This is a genomic window from Flavobacterium poyangense (assembly GCF_011751075.1).
GTDB lineage: Bacteria > Bacteroidota > Bacteroidia > Flavobacteriales > Flavobacteriaceae > Flavobacterium > Flavobacterium poyangense.
Genome location: NZ_JAALLN010000203.1, coordinates 1 through 538, shown reverse-complemented (window position 1 = coordinate 538; position 538 = coordinate 1). Strand labels below are relative to the sequence as shown.

The window sequence follows — 538 nt, the reverse complement described above, 5'->3', positions numbered from 1 at the left end:
GTATCGGGCGATTCAGGGAGCGATGGCGCTAGAACTCGCGGCCGATGACTGGCGGAAGGAGGTCGCCGACTATTTGAAAAATCCATCCCAAAAGGTGGATCGGCGAACACGTTTTCAGGCTACAAAATATGTGTTGCTTGAGGATGATTTATTTTATCGGACGATCGATGGAGTCCTTCTCAAATGCCTGGGAACAGAAGAGGCAAAGGTCCTGATGGGAGAAATCCATGAAGGCGTATGTGGAGCCCATCAATCGGCTCACAAGATGAAATGGATGATCAGAAACAATGAGTATTACTGGCCAACGATTCTTGAAGATTGTTTCAAATATTATAAAGGATGCCAAGATTGTCAGAAGTTTGGCAATGTACAGCGCGCGCCAGCATCGGCTATGAATCCAATAATCAAGCCGTGGCCGTTCAGAGGTTGGGGAATAGATCTCATCGGACAGATTCACCCTCCATCGAGCAAAGGGCATAAGTTCATATTGGTGGCCACAGATTATTTTACTAAGTGGGTGGAGGCAGTTCCTTTAAGG

The 538-nt window shown here is 47.0% G+C and carries 1 protein-coding gene; it reads left to right on the top strand.

What is annotated here, in order from left to right; all coding sequences use genetic code 11:
* Nucleotides 1–538: integrase zinc binding domain-containing protein (locus G3A47_RS23335; RefSeq protein WP_166926667.1), on the top strand; the 538-nt coding region annotated here is incomplete at both ends.